This is a genomic window from Sporosarcina gallistercoris (genome assembly GCF_014836415.1).
Classification (GTDB): Bacteria; Bacillota; Bacilli; order Bacillales_A; family Planococcaceae; genus Sporosarcina; species Sporosarcina gallistercoris.
In genome coordinates this window covers 602,089-619,439 of the sequence record NZ_JACSQY010000001.1, presented here as the reverse complement: position 1 = coordinate 619,439, position 17,351 = coordinate 602,089, and the positions used below count along the sequence as shown (strand labels likewise).

Here is a 17,351-nt window from a genome sequence, read left to right as displayed (position 1 = left end):
GAAGGTGTAGCAAAATGGAAACAACAGAGGACCGCAAAGATGAAGTGGATTTCGATGAAGAGAAGCTAAGAGAAGATTTAGAGCGGCAAGATATTAAAGCGTTCCGTGATGAATATTTGCTACTCCATCCTTACGATCGCGCAATCTTCTATGAAGAAGCAGGACCTGAACTTCGGAAAACGATGTACTATTTCCTAAGTCCGAAAGAAATGGCGGAGATTTTTGAAACAAGTGAAATTGACGAAGATGAATACGAAGAGTTCCTTCAGGAGATGGAGGCGACGTATGCCGCTGAGATGATTTCTTACATGTTCGTGGATAACGCGGTCGATGTCCTGAAAGAACTCGATAAGTCTCAAAGCGTCAGCTATTTAACGCTCATGGACAAAGAAGCAGCGGATCAAATCAAGGAACTCTTGCATTACGAAGAGCACACTGCTGGATCGATCATGACTACGGAATACGTAACGATTCCCCAGAATTCCACGGTTCGATCTGCGATGAATATTTTGCGCATTCAAGCTCCAAGTGCTGAAACGATCTACTACGTCTTTGTTGTGGACGAAGACAACCGTCTAACAGGGGTTGTTTCGTTGCGTGACTTGATCACCTCTGAGGAAGATGTCTTGATCAACTCCATCATGAATGAACGTGTCGTAAGCGTACTTGTGTCCGATGATCAGGAAGACGTCGCCCGGACCACGCAGGACTATAACCTGCTTGCTGTACCAGTCGTGGATTTTCAGCAGCATATACTTGGAATTGTTACAGTCGATGATGTGCTCGACATCCTCGAAGAAGAAGCATCGGATGACTACTCGAAACTAGCCGGTGTATCAAATATGGATACATTTGACAAAAACTCGTTGTCTGCAGCAAAGAAACGAGTGCCATGGCTTATTATCTTACTTATACTCGGGATGATTACGGCGAATTTAATTGATATGTTTACGGATACCATTTCCCAAGTGGCGTTACTCGCTGCATTCATTCCTTTAATTGCAGGAACTGCTGGAAACAGTGGTACCCAAGCACTCGCCGTTGCCGTTAGAGGTATTGCCACACGAGATATAGAAGATGAAAGCAAGATGAAGTTATTGATAAGAGAAGCGGGTACCGGACTGATCACAGGATTCATATGCGGAGTTTTTGTCATCGGTTTGATCTTTTTCTGGAAACACGAATTGGTTATCGGAATGCTGGTCGGAGCAGCGATTTTCGTATCGATTTTTGCGGCAACTATTTCCGGGTCATTCATCCCTTTGTTCATGCACAAAATGAAAATAGACCCGGCCGTTGCTTCAGGTCCATTCATTACGACATTGAATGATCTGATCAGTATTTTAATCTACTTAGGGTTGGCGACTACATTCATCAACCTTCTATAACTTCAGTCACGCATGGGCAGATGTTGCATATAATGCAGTAAAAAGGATGTGGCGCATATTTCACTTCAAGTTCCTCTGCTTTTTATCGACGGATCCCCTATGGTATCGATTGTGGAAGTTGTGAAAGACGAGAGTACGTCCATTTATTGGTCAGGTAATGATCCTGAGCTGATGGAACAGAATGAGTCATTGCAAGAAGAATCAGTGCCGCTTAAGGCGAAAGAAGCATCGGAAGATTCTCCAATCGTGAAAAGGTTGCGTTACTTAGCTGAACCATTCCCCCGCAATGCATATCGGCCACTCCAATTTTTGGTGAACGGTCAATTATTGACAGGCGGCATTTCTGCGATGACTGATTCTCAGATTGCGATAGAAGTGAAACAAGAAAGCAAAGATTTAAACGAGATCCGTACGCTGAACTTGCAGGAAATCGAAGAAGTGTTCTGGAAAGGGACACCGTTTTCATGAAATAACGCGCCTCAGGCTAACGAGTCTGAGGCGTTTTTTGTACAAATAAAAAGAGGACTGCCCAAGGGGGCAGTCCTCTTTTCGCGCATCGCGGGGGTGATGCTTATGCTGGTGTTGTTGAACACTGCGTGACGAATGTATCTTTGATACATTGGATTGCGCAGAAACAATTCAAGTCGACCGTGATACAAGATTTAGTTGCTCTGAAACGCTCAACTTTGCAAAGCTTTTCAAGGTTTACTTTACCACAATCGATGATATCGACCGGTTTTCCGTCTTTGTCTAGCGGCTCAAGTACCATCAAGGTAGCGCAGCAATTGTCAAAAATGTTTTGTACTCTAAAGAATACAGAGAAACAATTGATACCATGATGGGTATGGCTTTTCGGACGGTACATCGCTTTAAAGAAATCACCGTCTTCAGTCAGCAATGAAAACACACGTGTATTGAAGCGCTCATTTGCTGGGTTTACTAGACTGCCAAGCGGTCTCATGAAGCAGTCTGTATCGCAGTCGAAGCAATCGTCGTCAGTGTGCGTGTCTTGAAGGCGTTTAATGAAGCGGACTGCCTCACAAACACAGTGTCCTTGAATCGGATTCACCTTATCCCCCGTATTTTCGTTCTTTCCACATCCACAACTCATTGATTATTTCCTCCTCTCGTTTGTTCTCTATACCTTATGGCGGGTCACAACCTATTGACAGGGCGCTTGAACCGTTATGAATAAAATGTAAGACAATCAGACATACTGGTGAAAAAGGAGGGGATGACAATCCGAAAATTACTGCCCCTTGTATTCATCCTCGTATTGCTGGCGGGGTGTTCGACATCGATTGGTTTCAAAACCGTCAATACAACAGATCAGGATTACCAGCAAGTAGAAAAGTTATTGAAAGAAGATAAGCGTATTAAAAATGCGGTCGTGCTTATCCACAAGGATCGGCTGATTGCTGGATTGCGTGTGAATACTTTTGAAAGATTCAAGAAGCGTAAAATTGCAAAGGAACTCTCAAAAGAACTGGAAGAAATGTATCCGGATCTAAATGTTACGGTATCCGCTGATAGTAAAGTTTTGCTGGAAACAAACAAGTTGATCGAAAAAGAGAATGAACAGAACTATGAAGAGAAGATGAAAAAAATTAGTGCATTAGTAAAGGAAGAGACGTAATGGATGAAAAAAAGTACCAGCAATTGGAACAACAGATTACTCCTAAACCAAAATATGTGAAGAATTGCATCGCAGCATTCTTAGTGGGAGGCTTCATTTGTTTTATCAGCCAATTCGTAGCACTTTTTTATATCATTTTCTTTGATTTCACAGAACGTACCGCAAGTAATCCGACGGTTGCTACTATGATTTTTGTATCCATGCTATTGACCGGATTCGGCTACTATAAAAAAATAGCGCAAGTCGGTGGTGCAGGCAGTGCTGTACCAATTACCGGGTTTGGTAATGCAATGATTTCATCAGCGATTGAACACAAATCAGAAGGATACGTATTAGGTGTCGGAGGAAATATGTTCAAACTGGCAGGATCGGTCATTATATATGGAGTTTTTTCCGCATTTGTAGTCGCTCTCATTAAAACGATACTTGTTGGATTAGGAGTGGTATCTTGGTGAACAAACGAGGGTTACTGACATTTGCATCCAAACCCGTCATCGCGTCAACTGGTGTTACGGTAGGGCCTTTGGAGATGAAGAAGAGTCCTTTTGCCAAATACGCGGATAAGAATTATGATGACGAACGCTGTGGATTGAAGACGAATGAGCAAGGTCACGCAAAGATGATGGAAGATGCGTGCATGATTGCACTGAGCAAGCTGGACAAAACCCCGGGGGATGCGGAATTTGTATTGATGGGAGATTTAGTGAATGAAATGACTCCATCCAACTTTGCGGCCAGCACCATCGGGGTCCCGTATATCGGGATGTTTTCTGCTTGTGCTACGTCCATTTCTTCGTTATTGATGGCTGCATTATTAACGGAGTCCGGTATGGCTGAACTAATAGTCGCTGGGTCTTCCAGTCAGCATAACGCTATTGAACGTCAATTTCGTTATCCACTTCAATATGGAAGTCAAAAAGGCGCCACAGCACAATGGACTGCAAGTGCAGCAGGAGCAGCAACGGTAATCCCTTATATAGAAGGAGCTCCGATTATTGCTTGTGGAACAATTGGGATAGTAACGGATCTTGGTCTGACAGATCCATTAAATATGGGGGCTGCGATGGCACCTGCAGCAGCGGATACATTTAAACGTCACTTGGAAGGTCACGGCACGAAACTTGAAGATTACGATTTGATCATGACGGGTGATTTAGGGAAAATCGGCTTCGAGTTGTTCAAAACGCTGCTGGATCGGTGGGAATATAACGTTTCAAGTACGTTCCGTGATGCGGGTGCTGAATATTATGGCAAGCACCCTGAATTCCTTGCAGGAGCCAGTGGTTCAGGTTGTTCTTCCTCCGCTTATTTCTCTGAAGTTTACGATAAGCTCCTATCTGGAACATATAAACGCGTATTACTGATTGCAACAGGCTCCTTAATGTCTCCGCTTTCGTATCAGCAAGGCGATACGATTCCCTGCATAGCGCATGCAGTGGAAATCCAAATGAAATGAGTGATGTGAATTGCTATCCATATTTATAACAAGTTTTATAGTCGGCGGACTCATTTGTGTCATCGGTCAGTTGATGATGGATGTCGGTAAACTCACCCCAGCACATACTCTTTGCACACTCGTCGTAGCTGGTTCCATTTTGGATGGCTTCGGACTTTATGAGCCGCTGATTGATTTTGCTGGAACAGGGGCAACCATTCCTATTACGTCTTTCGGGAATGCTCTGACGCATGGTGCGCTTGCTGAGGCTGAGCGACATGGAATCATCGGTGTACTGACAGGGATGTTTGAAGTGACAAGTTCGGGAATTAGTGCAGCCATCATTTTCGGTTTTGTCGCTTCCCTCATTTTTAAGTCAAAGGGCTCCATCTGAATCGTCAACTGAAAATAAATATGCAAATGTCCCGCCCGCTTCGCTGTGTTCTTGCATAGGATACAGGGAAGAGAGGGGGGATTTTCTTATGTATGGAAACTATTGCTATGGAGAACCGCGTTATGAAGGTGCATATGACCGCGGCTGCAACCAAGGTGGCGGCTCTACGTTCGTATTGCTCGTTGTATTGTTCATCTTACTGATTATTGTTGGTAGTACGTTCTGCTAAATGAGAGGGGGGAATAGGAGTATGAATGACTCCTTCTTCAAGAAAATAGAATCAAAAACCGGTGTACCGATGACTGAAGTATTTGCTCTCGCAAATGCAATCCAACATGCAGATTTTAAAGATGAACGTCAAGTGAGGAGAATTATTCAAAATGTGGGAATGCTTGCGAATAAGAATGTCCCTCAGCATTTGGAAGACGAACTCGTCAAATCACTCGTTTCCAGTGGCCAGCCTGTCAATATAGCTGACATTCAAAGAATGCTAGGGAAATAAAAAAAGAGGTTTAGATATTCCGGAAGTCGGGTAAAGCAGAGTATTAACTTAAACTAGGAAGAAGGTGGAGGCAATGGGTTACCTACTGCCGATTCAGAACATCCAATCACAAATATATGCAAATCGTATGGAAAACGCTTCACCATCTTTTGCATATATTGACAGAGTCCAATCTGTGAAATTACAAACAGAATACGACGAATGGCAAAAGGTCCTTCGCCGTGAGCGGGAGAGGAATTCTGAATGGGAGTTTGGTGAAGAAGCGAATCAGCAACAACCCTTGCCTCCAGCTAAAAAAGGGTTTATCCAGCCAAATCCAACAATGCTTTCCAAACAAGTAGCTGCTGTCGTCGGTAAAGGGATGGCCATAAACGAATACGTATAATAGGCGTTCTAAACAAACAAAAAAGACCCAAACCTTAAACGGAATGGGTCTTTTTGCTATTCTAAAGTGATAAGTCGATTTGTTTCTCCATCGCGCGATGAGGAATATCCGCATCCATGAATTCGGGTGAAGTGACACCATACCCGAGCTTCTCGTAAAAAGGAATTGCGTAAGACTGGGCATTCAACAAGATCTTGTGAATCCCAGTCGTTTTTGCGTGTTCCTCCAGAGCATTCATGATCAGCACGCCGAGATGCTGTCCGCGATATTCTTTCAACACACAAACGCGTTCGACTTTCCCGACTTCGCTTGAGATGCTTCTGATACGACCGGCAGCGATTGCTTTCGGACCATCATAAACGACAAAATGCGAGGACGTCTGGTCATGTTCATCAATTTCCATCGATAAGGGAACCCCTTGCTCTTCTACAAATACTTTCTTCCGTACAGTAAATGCAGCTTCACGTTCTTGTTCAGACGTGGCAATCTTCACTTCGTACAAATCAGTTTTCCTCTTGCAGACGGAACGTTTCGTAAACTGTCCAAGAACCGTCCTCAAGCTGATAAAGAAGATGGATGCGATCAATGGTTTCAGAGTGATCTGCACCAATCATTTTCAGCTGACCGATAATGTCGTCATGCTCACCGGAAGTTAGACTTTGAGCAATCGTTATATGAGGAACAAACGCGTACTGTGGAAGCGGACCGAAAAATTCATCGTTATTCAGTGCTTTGTGCAGTGCAAGTAAGTCATCGTTGGGCGCAACTTTGAAAAAAATTGTATTCGTTATCGGAGCAAAAGTACTTACTTTTGAAACGCTTAGTTCAAATGGCTTGTGTTTCCTTGCTACATTGCGTATCGCTTCAGCGACTTCTCTGATTTCAGATTCATCCGCATCAAAAACACCTTTTACAGTCATATGTGGAGTAATCTGAGCATAGTGAGGATCGTACCTTTTACGATATCCATTAGCTAAATCTTGCAATTTTTTTGATGGGAATGCTACAACACCGTATTTCATGAAAAAAACCTCCTTAGGAAAGTAAATACAATTCTTATTTCAAGTATAGCAGAATTGTTGGGAATTGTCCGATTGGTTATTGTCCATATACCATTTGGACAGCACGTCGCACATCTGGCTGCCAATATTTCCATGTGTGCTCCCCATTGAATTCTTCATAGAAGTATGGAAATCCTTTATTCTCAAATAATTTTTTTAGTTTTCGATTTGGAGTCAAGAAATCTTGCTTCCCATCGACTGTTGTTACAACCTCGGTTTCTCCGGTTCCGATTACATGATATACGGATAGAGCAGAGGGGTTTTTAGCTGCATTGACGGCGTTAAGCACTTTTTCGTCTACAAATGGAGAATGGAGAATGACTTTTCCAAAGCAATTCGGATAGTGCAATGCGGTTTGCAAGGAAACTGTTGCGGCTAAAGAATCGCCGATCAATCCTCGCCCTCCGCCAATTTGGTAAGTCGGATAATTTTCGTCTATATATGGAACGAGTTCGTGCACGAGGAAACGAATATAGTCTTTTTGGCGATCGCCATCTGGATGATACATTCTTCGCCTTTCTGAAACGGACTTGTATGGGATGCCGACCACGATGACATTTTCGATTTCCTCTTTATCCAAGTATTCATCGATAACTTTCCCGATTCTTCCGTACTGGAAATAGTCTTTTCCGTCCGACGCGAAAAGCACGGAGTATTTATAGAGTGGAGAATAATTATATGGAAGATGAATAAGAAGCTCCATTTCCTCCTGAAGTGATTCGCTGTAAAATTGAACATCGTGGATCTTTCCGTAGTTCATTTTGTTGCCCCCTTCACGTGTCTATTCAAAGAGATTGTAACATACGATCGTTAGAGGGTATAATGTGCACGATTGACGGAAAATTGTTACAGTTAGAATACGAAGGGGATGATCTGCATGTTTGATGGAAAGAGTAAAGTTCGTTCGGAAGTAATTGCAGCAGCCACAAAAGAAGCACTGCAACGCCGAGGCGTGGAATTGATAGATATCGCGAAAATCGTCTATGAAATGCAAGCACCTTATAACGAAGAGCTTCAGTTGGAACAATGTGTGGATTCGGTCGTGAATGTACTGAAAAAGCGGGAACTGCAACATGCGATTTTAGTAGGTATCGAGCTTGACGAACTTTGTGAGCAGGGCAAGTTATCAACACCGTTACAAGAAATCGTGGAATCGGATGAAGGGCTTTTTGGGGTAGATGAAACGATTGCACTCGGAGCTGTGTTCACGTACGGTTCGATTGCAGTGACGACTTTTGGTCACCTGGATAAAAACAAAGTCGGGATTATCAATGATCTGGATACGAAAAAAGGGAATAAGGTCCATACATTTTTAGATGATTTAGTGGCAAGCGTCGCATCTTGTGCCGCCGCTCGCATCGCTCATCGTTCTCGGGATTTAGATGAAGCCGGCTTGACATTTGAAGATGTCAAAGATGCGGCAAAGTAACGTAGTGAAGTGGAAAAAAGGAATGAAAAGGGTGCTCCGGCGCTCTTTTCTTTTTTACTTTTCAATTATGAAACCGTTTGCAAGTGATTTTGTTTTCTGAAAACCATTGACAATTGAACCCGCTTACATGGTAGAATATACATTACTAGACAAATAAAAACTAGGGGGTCTTTGGATGAATAAGAAACTTTTAGGGCTCATCTCGATGCTGCTCATTGCAGTGCTTGCACTTGCAGCGTGTGGGACATCGGATGATGCTGGAAAAGATGATGGAGAAAAAGGGGATGCAGATAGCGGGAAAGAATATAAGTTCCTCAGTGTTTTGACGGGGGGGACACAAGGGACGTATTATGCACTTGGTGGTGCAATCGCTGAATTTATCGAAAAGGATACGGGTGTGAAAACATCAGCTGAAGTGTCTCAAGCATCAGCTGCCAACATGACTGCACTGAAAGATGGTAAGGCGGAAATCGCTTTCGTCCAAACGGACATTGCGTATTATGCGCAAGAAGGCGAAATGATGTTCGAAGGTGATAAAGTCGATACAGTATCTGCAATCGGTTCACTTTATCCTGAAACAGTTCAACTCGTAACACTCGAAAAAACAGGAATCAAAACATTTGAGGATTTGAAAGGTAAGAAAGTTTCTGTCGGTGCTCCTGGTTCTGGTACGTATGCGAACGCAGAGCAGCTTCTTGAAATTCACGGATTGTCCATGGACGACATCAAGCCGCAAAACTTGGACTTTGGGGAGTCTCAAGAAAGTTTGCAGGCAGGTCAGATCGATGCGGCATTTATTACAGCCGGAACTCCTACTGGTGCTGTTGAAGGATTGAACGCAGTAGCAAAAGTATTCGTAGTACCTGTTGAAGACGAAAAGGCTGATGAGCTGATCAGCAAGTATAAGTATTATGCGAAAGAAGTGATCCCAGCTGGAACATATGGAATGGCTGAGGAAACACCGACTGTTTCAGTAGGAGCGATGCTTGTTATTCAGAACGATGTACCCGAAGACCTCGCTTATGAAATCACAAAAGCGATTTACGACAATGCATCTAAACTTCAGCATGCTAAAGGTAAGTTAATCAAAGCTGAAACAGGCCTAGACGGAATTGGTATCCCAGTTCATCCAGGTGCACAAAAGTATTTTGATGAAGTAAACAAATAAGAGTGGAATGAGAGGACGGGGCGGTGAGGCGATCGATGCTTCATCCGTCCCTTCTTCATTACTAGATCTTTTAAGAGGTGAGCGGATGAAACGATGGAGGATTCCGCTTGGGTTACTCATTGTCACTATACTGCTGATTGGTGCACTAACGATTCCAGTGAAGCAAGCATTCACGTTTTCAGAAATCCGGACAGAGAAACCGAAGCTCGCATACTACATAATGGATGCAGACTCAGAGTTTCAAATCCGGTATGTCCATTCGATTTTCTTGACCGATGTACTCGAAACGTATCGAGTGCAACCTGATGCGTCGCTGAAATTTTTAACGATGCGTTATGAGGATGTCGGAATTGGACTTCCAGCGTATGCAGAAGAAGGCGAAACACTGGATGTAACTGAAGATGGCATGTATACACTTACATATCAAGACAAAGTAATTGATTCTTTTGTGATGTATATCGGAGATGTAGACGCACAGTTGGCCTTTCGATACAAAGGGATTGAAACCGATTTGAAAGCGTACTTACAACGCGGGCAATCGTATGAATTCCGTGTGGAAAAACTAACTTTATATGAACTCATGAAAGGAGTTAACTTGAATGGCAAAGAGGAGTAAACAAAAGAAAGTGGAACCGATAACGGATCCGAATGATGATCGATTCGAAACCCTCTCGGAGGCTGAACAACTGGAACTCCTTCAGAAATTTGACCCTGAATCCAATACGAGAGATTTAGTAGGAGTCATCGGTAAGATTGTATTTTTTGGTCTGCTGGCATTCTCGATGTTTCAATTATATACGTCGATCGGTAAACCGTTCACCGCGTATATCCAGCGTTCCATACACTTAGGATTTGCCCTGTCATTGATTTTCCTATTATTTCCGGCACGTAAAAAACCTGGTGTCAAACGAAACAAAGTTCCCTTTTACGATGTGATTTTATCCCTTCTTTCCATAGGTGTCGGATTGTATTGGCCACTTAATATGAACGAACTCATCTTAAGGGTCGGTCGTGTGTCGGATATGGACTTGATTGTCGGGATTTTAGCTGTATTGTTAACGATGGAAGCGGCTAGACGGGCTGTTGGTTTGCCAATCACCATCATCTCAGGTGTGTTCTTGGTATATGCGTTTTTCGGGCCGTATTTTCCAGGATTCCTGGCACACCGCGGTCAGGACATAGAAAGTCTTGTGCAACTTATGTTCTTCACAACGGATGGTATTCTAGGAACGCCAATTAGTGTATCAGCTACTTTCATTTTCGTGTTCCTGTTATTCGGAGCGTTCCTCGTAAAAACAGGTGTCGGTAATTACTTTAATGACTTGGCAGTCGTCCTAGCGGGGAGATTGACAGGCGGGCCTGCGAAAGTTGCAATCTTCTCTAGTGCTTTGCAAGGGACGATTTCTGGCAGTTCCGTGGCAAACGTCGTGGGGTCGGGTTCCTATACGATTCCGATGATGAAGAAACTCGGCTACCGTAAAGAATTTGCAGGTGGAGTAGAAGCGGCTGCGTCAACAGGTGGTCAGATCATGCCGCCGATCATGGGGGCTGCTGCGTTCCTGATGGTCGAATTCATCGGCGGCGTTACGTATTGGGAAATTGCCAAAGCTGCGACAATTCCTGCATTGTTGTATTTCACAGGAATTTGGATTATGACGCATTTCGAAGCGAAGCGGGTCGGACTAGAGGGGATGAAACCTGAAGAAATCCCGAATCGTAAGAAAACGCTGAAGAAAATTTACTTGTTGCTTCCAATCATCGGGATTATCGTATTCTTGTTACTCGGAATTCCAACGATGAAGGCAGCATTACTAGGTATCGTTCTAACACTAGTTGTCAGTTCGTTCAATAAAGAAACACGGCTCAGCATAAAAGATATTATTCAAGCGCTTGTTGATGGGGCACGGACAGCTCTGGCTGTAGCAGCTGCCACTGCATGCGCAGGGATTATCGTTGGAGTGGTTGTGAAAACAGGTCTAGGACTAAGTTTGGCAAATGGCCTCGTTTCTGCTGCTGGTGGAAACATTTTGCTGACTCTAATCTTTACAATGTTTGCTGCGATTGTTCTTGGTATGGGTTCACCGACTACAGCGAACTATGTAATCACTTCTACGATTGCAGCGCCTGCAATTATTACATTACTGATGTTGGAAACGCCTGATGCAACAGTGCCAGTTGTCGTTGCGATTTCTGCTCACTTGTTCGTATTTTACTTCGGAATCATCGCGGATATCACGCCCCCTGTTGCGCTGGCTGCATTTGCCGCTTCCGGTATCTCGGGCGGAGATCCGATTAAGACCGGGGTGACGTCAGCAAAACTTGCCATTGCGGCATTCATCATTCCATATATGTTTGTATTTAACCCTGCGATGCTTATGATTGACTCCAGTGTAGGGGAAATCATTTGGGTCACCGCTACGGCCATAGTCGGAATGATAGCGATAGGTGCAGGCATGATTGGTTTCTGGTATCGAAAGATCAATTGGATCGAACGGATCATTACAGTTGCAACTGGTATGATGCTGATCTATCCGGAAACGAAAACGGATTTCATCGGACTTGGCATGTTTGTCATTCTGGTGGCGATTCAACTTGTCACGAAAGACAAAAATAAAAAAGAAAAAACCGTAACTGTATAAGGTTGACCCGTCTGCCAATAATTGCAGACGGGTTTGTTTTTTGAAACTTTATACTATACCAAACGTCTATTGAGTAACGTATTAAAGGGGGACGACGAACGTGAGGTTTATCAAAAGACTGATCATGACAGCAGTTGTGATCGCTTTACTATTAGGAGCTGCATACTATTTCGGTACGAATTGGATTGCTGACAAAGCGATGGATCAAGTGACGACTCAGTTAGAAAATAATGGACAACTGGATTCGGTCAAACAAGAAATCACGAGCAATCCAGAAGTCCAGGCTTATTTACAAGATGCAAAGACGGCAGACCGCAGTAAATTACCTATTAAAACAAAAGAACAGGCAACTCGCGTTGTGCTAAAGAAATTCAGCGTTCGCGAACTGCAGGATATACAGAAAAAAGCGCAGTCAGGAATGTCTGCACAAGAGCAGCAGCAATTAATGCAACAAGTTGAAAGCCGCCTTACGGAAGAAGAACTTCTTTCGTTGAAAGTGTTAGCTCTGGATGAGCTCTCGAAGTGAACCTTCTTTTAAATAAAAACAGGGACTATGCCACGGCAGCTTCAAAGACGCCATGGACTGTCCCTGTTTTGGTTTTTCTTTAGCGATTGAATTTCACCGGTCAAGTATTGAATCTGAGCTTTCATCTCTTTTAACTCAGTCACTAAAACGTCGTTGTTCGGTGGATTATTTCTTTTGTTTTTTTCTTCTTCGATTGCGAGCACAGCAGCATATGTCGAGATGGACTCTCCAATAATGGTGATGAAACTTCCGATGATATCGATTTTCGCCGCTTGCCCGCCTTCTTCTATGTCGAAGAAATCCAGACTATCGGGATTAACCATTAGCGTGCCCCCTCTATGCGAAAGATCCCTACTTTAATGTATGCTCTAGGCGGTAAGAGGTGTATCGGTCATAAAAAATCGCAAAAAAGTATTGCGTATGACGAGAAATCATGGTATTATCATACATGTGCTGAGTGAGAGCTCGTTTACCTTAAACGTTTGCTTGTCATGAAAGCCATTGAAATATTCCCGATTCCTTAGCTCAGCTGGGAGAGCGCTACCTTGACAGGGTAGAGGTCGCTGGTTCGAGCCCAGTAGGAATCATTGGGTGCCAAACCCACGGAAGTATCGTCGGAACAACGATACTTCTCCACAAGCAGTCCTATTAGGCCGTATGCCTAGGGGCTGTTTTTTTGTGTTTTATTTATTTGTGTGCCAAGAAGTTAGAGGGAATGCTCACTAATAATATTTTTTCGGAACACATCTATCACCATCCTTGAAGTTTCAAAATTGTAGAGCACAAGTAAAAGACGATATATGTTCAAATTATGACAGCATATTCTATACTTCTTCATAATATGACAGTTATCACTAGTATCCTTTTAAAATGTAGTGTAAGTTATCGGAGAGTACTGAGCTGCTTCCGTTATGAAATACAATTTTAGAGGAGAAGTATGAAATGAAGAAAATAGCCTGGATTACGGATACAGCGGCGCAACTAGAGGATGCATTCATCCAAAAACATAACATATATATTTTGCCCCTGGGTGTTGTTTTCCCCGAGGGCTCATATAAGGAGTCCATTGATCTTACGCAGGAAGAGTTTTACGAAAAATTACAAATGTCGAAGGTTTCACCGAAAACCTCTCAGCCTGCAATTGGAGAGATGCTTGCTTTGTATGAAAAATTGCAGACAGAAGGATACGATTTCGCAATTGCTCTGCATTTATCAAGTGGCCTTTCGGGTACCTTCGAAAGTGCGCAGTCGGCTTCGGAAATGACTGACTTCAAAGTGTACCCAATCGATTCGAAAATCGGTTCTTTTCCAATGGTTAAAATGATTGAAATCGGTAATGAACTGTTCGAAAGTGGTAAGGACGTAGAAGAAGTGGTTACAACCATCAATGAGATAACAACCAAATCTAAGTTGTCCTTTATACCCGATAGTCTGAACCAATTGCATAAGAGTGGACGGGTATCGGGTACGCAGACATTCTTAAGTAATTTGCTGAACATCAAATTAATCATTAGTTTTGAGGACGGAAAACCTGTTATGAAAGAAAAAGTGCGTTCGAATAAGCGAGCAAAAGATTACGTGACTTCTTTACTTCTAACGGATATGGATAAAGGGACTGTACCGGAAGTAGCTGTTATACATTGTAATAATGCTCCTGACGCTGAAATCTGGAAGAGTGAGCTATCGAGAGAGTTTCCCGCTTTAAAAATACACGTCGTTCCACTTAGTATTTGCGTCGGTGTACACGCCGGTGAAGGAACTACAGGACTAAGTTGGATTGCTAATTAAGGCTTTTAAGCTTTGCATAGGTGGATCGCTGTATGACGTCACCGAGTTCTCTTAAGAGGTTGCAAAAAAATAGAAGTATATGAAATGGGGTACGAGTCCGAAAACGGCTTCGTGCCCTTTTTTAGTATGATACTTGGTGAATGAGTGCCTGAATTCCATCAACTCAAAATTGAATCTAGATCACAAGTCGATATCACCTGTTAGCTTGGTGAGTGTGTTCTTCTGTTATAAAGAGGGGCTGATAAAAATTGCTGTAATCAGAAAGAGCATCATCGGAACTCGAGCAACGGCGGGAAATGTGAAGAAGAGAAGACCTGTCATAGTTAACAGGATGATTAGCAGAGCAGGGAAATTCTTTTAAGACAGGCTATGGTAGAATAAGAGATGATTTCATCCTGCAGGTTACGGTTCTTGAGGAGGAGTTGCTATTAAATATAAACACATTATCTTTCCACTTACTGCTATGCACTATCTTCAATGGAGGAGGTTTTTCTTATGAATGCTGAACTGAATCTACCATTCACTTACGATTTCGATCGTGCGCTTGAAAGACTATCCGGAACGCCGGTAAATTCCGTGGATCATCAGCTGCGATTGGCACGTGTTCCGATGGAAGAGGGTAATCTGGTAACTGTTAGAGCAACAGGGACATCACAGGAGCCGAATTTCATTATAGAAGGCATAATGGGCGAGGAACAACTCGCTCGTATCAAATGGATTTTTCACTTTGAAGAATCGTTGGATGGTGTTGCGGCTCATTTCGCTCAGACAGATCTTGCGCCAATCTTCAAAGAACATATCGGCACACCGCTTGTCAGAAGCTTTTCGCTTTATGGAGAACTGATGAAGAGCATTATCCATCAGCAATTGAACCTTAAGTTTGCAAACACACTGCTCATGAGATTTGTAGAGAAATATGGATCCCAGCAAGAGGGAGTGTGGAGGTATCCGAGTCCAAAAAGGATTGCCACTGTCACAGTAGAAGAGCTCCGTGAATTGCAATTCAGTACACGTAAAGCAGAGTATGTCATTGGTCTTTCACAAGCGATTGCTGCAGGAGCATTGGACCTCGAATCTCTGCGGTCAAAAACCGACGAAGAGGTGGTTGCTGAACTGACTGCTTACCGTGGCGTCGGCCCTTGGACTGCGCAAGGTCTCCTGATGTTTGGTCTCGGCAGACCGAACCTGTTTCCAACAGCAGACATTGGACTCCAGAATGCACTTAAGATACTTTGGAAATTGGATCGCAAACCGACACAAAACGAAATACGTGAGCGCTTTTCTGTCTGGTCCCCTTATTTAAGTTACGCGGCGTTATATCTTTGGAGAAGTATTGAAGTTCCTGCGGTGGAGTAAATGGTGAAAAGAGAGCCGATCGAGTGAATGAACTCAATCGGCTCTCTTTTTATGTTGATGGCAGGTATTGGGTGCCTCGCAAATAACCAGACATCGGTACATTTTTGTAGGACTTATTGAAAATTCAAATTTCCTCTTGCATACTAACTATTCATTACTGTATAGTTGATTCATATCTTGATAATATCTGAAAATTCTAGTGTTTTGAAAGGAGAACGTATGGCTCAATTCCATCTGACACCGAATTCTGTTCAAGAAGTTTTAGAAACTCACGATGAAGACGTGATTGTTACAAATCACAAAGGCATTATTATGAAGGCGACACGGATAAGTGGTCAAAGATATGGAATCGAAGCTGAAGATTTAATCGGCAAGTCGGTCTATGACCTTGAAAAAGAAGGGATTTTCTCTCCTGCTATCACACCACTGGTCCTAAAGGAAAAAAAGAAAGTAGTGCGAATACAAGAAACGAAAAGTGGTTCAAAGATTTTAATTACTGGAATGCCATTTTTTAATTACAACGGGGATGTGGATTATGTCATTAGCTATTCTTATGATGTTTCCGAGTTGCTTGTCATCCAAGATTATATGAAAGAAATTGAATATGAAATGTCGAAAGTGCGAGAAGAAGTACAGTATCTGCGTAATCAAATGTTTTCTGAGAAAGATTTCATTATGAGAAGTAAAAGTACACAAGAAGCCTTCAAGACGGCTCATCGAATAGCCGCACTTGACGTCTCCGTTATCTTATACGGAGAAACTGGTACAGGTAAGTCGACCATTGCTAAAGAAATACACAAAGAAAGCACCCGAGGTAATGGACCCTTCATCGAATTGGATTGTGCCACCATTCCTGAATCGTTAATGTTAAAAGAACTTGTTGGAGAACGAGCAGATAATGGCACAGTAATACCGGGACTTCTAGGGATAGCGGATGGCGGTACACTATTTTTAAAAAATATCGATCGAATTGCACTTCATTTACAAACAAAGCTCGCGAAAATTGTAAAAGAAGAACGTTTTTACCCAATAGGATCTGTGTCTTCCCGTACCTTGAATGTGCGCTTTGTATCCTCGACGGATAGTGATTTGCAGGATGCTGTTACTCATCAAACCTTTTTAAGCGAATTATATTACTTGCTCAATATTGTACCTATCCACATCGATCCATTAAGAGAACGCATCGAGGATGTAAGCGCTCTCATCTCTCATTTTCTGAAGATATTCTCATTGAAATACAAATCGGACAAAATGGTGACAGAACAAGTCTTTGCTCAGCTCCTGCAGCTTGAATGGAGAGGGAATATCCAGGAACTTCGTCATGTCATTGAACGCATGGTAGTCCAAAGCGAAGGGAAAGTAATTGACGTTAATGATTTGCCATTTGAATACAGATTATCAGAAGATGAGTTTCCAGAGTTCAACTTTGAAGGGGAAACGCTGCCAGATATTCTAGAACAAGTAGAGATGCAAGTGATTAATAGAGCTAAGAAGCGCTATAGAACAACTACTGAAATGGCGAAGATTTTAGGGATCAGTCAACCTTCAGTTGTTCGTAAATTAAAGAAATATACCCAAACAGAATTTGATTCATAATTTACATATTGCATAAATATTCATTATGATATATTTTTATACAATATA

General features: G+C 42.7%; 22 protein-coding genes and 1 tRNA gene. 18 read left to right on the top strand and 5 right to left on the bottom strand.

The window, feature by feature from the left end:
- Positions 1-14: 14 nt before the first annotated feature.
- Positions 15-1,388 carry a magnesium transporter gene (gene mgtE, locus H9659_RS03150; protein ID WP_191688481.1) on the top strand — a complete coding sequence of 458 codons (1,374 nt, stop codon included), beginning with the start codon at positions 15-17 and terminating at the stop codon, positions 1,386-1,388.
- A 48-nt stretch (positions 1,389-1,436) separates the two neighbouring features.
- The gene (locus tag H9659_RS03145) at positions 1,437-1,856 is read left to right on the top strand and encodes a hypothetical protein (protein ID WP_191688480.1); all 420 of its coding nucleotides are present in this window, start codon (positions 1,437-1,439) and stop codon (positions 1,854-1,856) included.
- A 103-nt stretch (positions 1,857-1,959) separates the two neighbouring features.
- Here H9659_RS03145 and H9659_RS03140 read toward each other — a convergent pair whose 3' ends face one another.
- On the bottom strand, positions 1,960-2,499 hold the full coding sequence (locus H9659_RS03140; protein ID WP_191688479.1) for a CotY/CotZ family spore coat protein: 540 nt from the start codon (positions 2,497-2,499) through the stop codon (positions 1,960-1,962).
- A gap of 123 nt (positions 2,500-2,622) precedes the next feature.
- Here H9659_RS03140 and H9659_RS03135 point away from each other — a divergent pair, with 123 nt between their 5' ends.
- From H9659_RS03135 to H9659_RS03105, 7 genes are all read left to right on the top strand, one after another.
- Positions 2,623-3,024: a hypothetical protein gene (locus H9659_RS03135; protein WP_191688478.1), complete on the top strand. Its 402-nt coding sequence runs from the start codon at positions 2,623-2,625 to the stop codon at positions 3,022-3,024.
- Positions 3,024-3,479 (top strand): stage V sporulation protein AC, encoded by a 456-nt coding sequence (gene spoVAC, locus H9659_RS03130; RefSeq protein WP_191688477.1) that lies wholly within the window; start codon positions 3,024-3,026, stop codon positions 3,477-3,479. The genes H9659_RS03135 and spoVAC overlap by 1 nt, the downstream gene beginning before the upstream one ends.
- The gene (locus H9659_RS03125) at positions 3,476-4,480 is read left to right on the top strand and encodes a stage V sporulation protein AD (protein WP_191688534.1); all 1,005 of its coding nucleotides are present in this window, start codon (positions 3,476-3,478) and stop codon (positions 4,478-4,480) included. The genes spoVAC and H9659_RS03125 overlap by 4 nt, the downstream gene beginning before the upstream one ends.
- A 10-nt stretch (positions 4,481-4,490) precedes the next feature.
- On the top strand, positions 4,491-4,853 hold the full coding sequence (gene spoVAE / locus H9659_RS03120) for a stage V sporulation protein AE (RefSeq protein ID WP_191688476.1): 363 nt from the start codon (positions 4,491-4,493) through the stop codon (positions 4,851-4,853).
- Positions 4,854-4,941: 88 nt separating this feature from the next.
- Entirely contained in the window at positions 4,942-5,082 is a 141-nt protein-coding gene (locus H9659_RS03115) for a YjcZ family sporulation protein (RefSeq protein WP_191688475.1), read from the top strand.
- A 21-nt stretch (positions 5,083-5,103) separates the two neighbouring features.
- Positions 5,104-5,355, top strand: a complete 252-nt coding sequence (locus H9659_RS03110; protein WP_191688474.1) for a stage VI sporulation protein F — start codon at positions 5,104-5,106, stop codon at positions 5,353-5,355.
- A 73-nt stretch (positions 5,356-5,428) separates the two neighbouring features.
- On the top strand, positions 5,429-5,740 hold the full coding sequence (locus H9659_RS03105; RefSeq protein ID WP_191688473.1) for a hypothetical protein: 312 nt from the start codon (positions 5,429-5,431) through the stop codon (positions 5,738-5,740).
- Between the two features lie 61 nt (positions 5,741-5,801).
- Here the strand turns inward: H9659_RS03105 and H9659_RS03100 are convergent, their stop codons facing one another.
- From H9659_RS03100 to H9659_RS03090, 3 genes are all read right to left on the bottom strand, one after another.
- Positions 5,802-6,242, bottom strand: coding sequence for a GNAT family N-acetyltransferase (locus tag H9659_RS03100; RefSeq protein ID WP_191688472.1), 441 nt, complete (start codon positions 6,240-6,242; stop codon positions 5,802-5,804).
- A gap of 1 nt (position 6,243) precedes the next feature.
- Complete coding sequence (locus H9659_RS03095) at positions 6,244-6,762, bottom strand: YjcG family protein (protein ID WP_191688471.1); 519 nt, start codon at positions 6,760-6,762, stop codon at positions 6,244-6,246.
- Positions 6,763-6,838: 76 nt separating this feature from the next.
- Entirely contained in the window at positions 6,839-7,561 is a 723-nt protein-coding gene (locus H9659_RS03090; RefSeq protein WP_191688470.1) for an esterase family protein, read from the bottom strand.
- 117 nt (positions 7,562-7,678) lie between these two features.
- Between H9659_RS03090 and H9659_RS03085 the strand changes: the two genes are divergently transcribed.
- The 5 genes from H9659_RS03085 to H9659_RS03065 all read left to right on the top strand — a co-directional run bounded on the left by H9659_RS03085 (position 7,679) and on the right by H9659_RS03065 (position 12,563).
- Positions 7,679-8,230, top strand: a complete 552-nt coding sequence (locus tag H9659_RS03085) for a phosphatidylglycerophosphatase A family protein (RefSeq protein ID WP_191688469.1) — start codon at positions 7,679-7,681, stop codon at positions 8,228-8,230.
- Positions 8,231-8,405: 175 nt separating this feature from the next.
- Complete coding sequence (locus H9659_RS03080) at positions 8,406-9,398, top strand: TAXI family TRAP transporter solute-binding subunit (RefSeq protein WP_191688468.1); 993 nt, start codon at positions 8,406-8,408, stop codon at positions 9,396-9,398.
- 85 nt (positions 9,399-9,483) lie between these two features.
- The gene (locus tag H9659_RS03075) at positions 9,484-10,014 is read left to right on the top strand and encodes a DUF1850 domain-containing protein (protein ID WP_191688467.1); all 531 of its coding nucleotides are present in this window, start codon (positions 9,484-9,486) and stop codon (positions 10,012-10,014) included.
- Positions 9,998-12,037: a TRAP transporter permease gene (locus tag H9659_RS03070; RefSeq protein WP_191688466.1), complete on the top strand. Its 2,040-nt coding sequence runs from the start codon at positions 9,998-10,000 to the stop codon at positions 12,035-12,037. The genes H9659_RS03075 and H9659_RS03070 overlap by 17 nt, the downstream gene beginning before the upstream one ends.
- A gap of 100 nt (positions 12,038-12,137) precedes the next feature.
- Positions 12,138-12,563: a hypothetical protein gene (locus H9659_RS03065; protein ID WP_191688465.1), complete on the top strand. Its 426-nt coding sequence runs from the start codon at positions 12,138-12,140 to the stop codon at positions 12,561-12,563.
- 41 nt (positions 12,564-12,604) lie between these two features.
- On the opposite strand, the gene H9659_RS03060 is transcribed toward H9659_RS03065, so the two are convergent.
- A complete protein-coding gene (locus H9659_RS03060; protein ID WP_191688464.1) occupies positions 12,605-12,886 on the bottom strand; it encodes a hypothetical protein in 282 nt (93 codons plus the stop codon).
- A gap of 191 nt (positions 12,887-13,077) precedes the next feature.
- On the opposite strand from H9659_RS03060, the gene H9659_RS03055 reads away from it, so the two are divergent.
- The 4 genes from H9659_RS03055 (at position 13,078) to H9659_RS03040 (ending at position 17,303) form a co-directional block, all read left to right on the top strand.
- Positions 13,078-13,150, top strand: a tRNA-Val gene (locus H9659_RS03055).
- A 355-nt stretch (positions 13,151-13,505) separates the two neighbouring features.
- Positions 13,506-14,351, top strand: a complete 846-nt coding sequence (locus H9659_RS03050; protein WP_191688463.1) for a DegV family protein — start codon at positions 13,506-13,508, stop codon at positions 14,349-14,351.
- A 495-nt stretch (positions 14,352-14,846) separates the two neighbouring features.
- A complete protein-coding gene (locus H9659_RS03045) occupies positions 14,847-15,707 on the top strand; it encodes a DNA-3-methyladenine glycosylase family protein (protein WP_191688462.1) in 861 nt (286 codons plus the stop codon).
- A 219-nt stretch (positions 15,708-15,926) separates the two neighbouring features.
- Positions 15,927-17,303: a sigma 54-interacting transcriptional regulator gene (locus H9659_RS03040; RefSeq protein WP_191688461.1), complete on the top strand. Its 1,377-nt coding sequence runs from the start codon at positions 15,927-15,929 to the stop codon at positions 17,301-17,303.
- The last annotated feature ends 48 nt before the right edge of the window (positions 17,304-17,351 follow it).